This is a genomic window from Pseudomonas sp. 3A(2025) (genome assembly GCF_054589175.1).
Genome location: NZ_BAAILM010000047.1, coordinates 1 through 563, shown reverse-complemented (window position 1 = coordinate 563; position 563 = coordinate 1). Strand labels below are relative to the sequence as shown.

Annotated in this window: 1 protein-coding gene; it reads right to left on the bottom strand. The window is 62.2% G+C overall.

Annotated elements, in window-relative coordinates; genetic code table 11:
• A partial coding sequence (locus ACYP2A_RS17815; protein WP_459746963.1) for an AMP-binding protein occupies positions 1–563 on the bottom strand: 563 nt, incomplete at both ends.

The window sequence follows — 563 nt, the reverse complement described above, 5'->3', positions numbered from 1 at the left end:
CGAATCTTCACCTGATGGTCGATGCGACCGGCGTACTCCACCACGCCGCCGGCACGACTACGGCCCAGATCACCACTGCGGTACAGCCGGCTACCGCCCTGCTCACTGGTGTCGAACGGGTCGGGAATGAACCGCTCCGCCGTCAAGGCGGGACGATTGTGGTAACCGCGCGCCAGACCTGCACGACCGATATGCAGTTCGCCATGCACGCCCGGAATGGCCGGGTTGAGCTGACTGTCCAGCACATACCAGGACAAATCACGGATCACCTCGCCGATCGGGCTGACCGAGGCCTGTTGCAGGTCGGCTCTGGACAATGGCCTATAGGTCACATGCACTGTGGTTTCAGTGATGCCGTACATGTTGATCAGTTGCGGCTGTTGATCCCCAAAGCGCTCGAACCACGGCGCCAGGCTGCCGACGTCCAGCGCCTCGCCACCGAACACGACATAACGCAGCGCCAACGATTCAGTGCTGTCGCAGGCCACCGGGATCAACTGCTTGAACGCCGACGGTGTCTGGTTGAGTACGGTCACCTGCTCGCGGCACAGCAGGGCATGGAA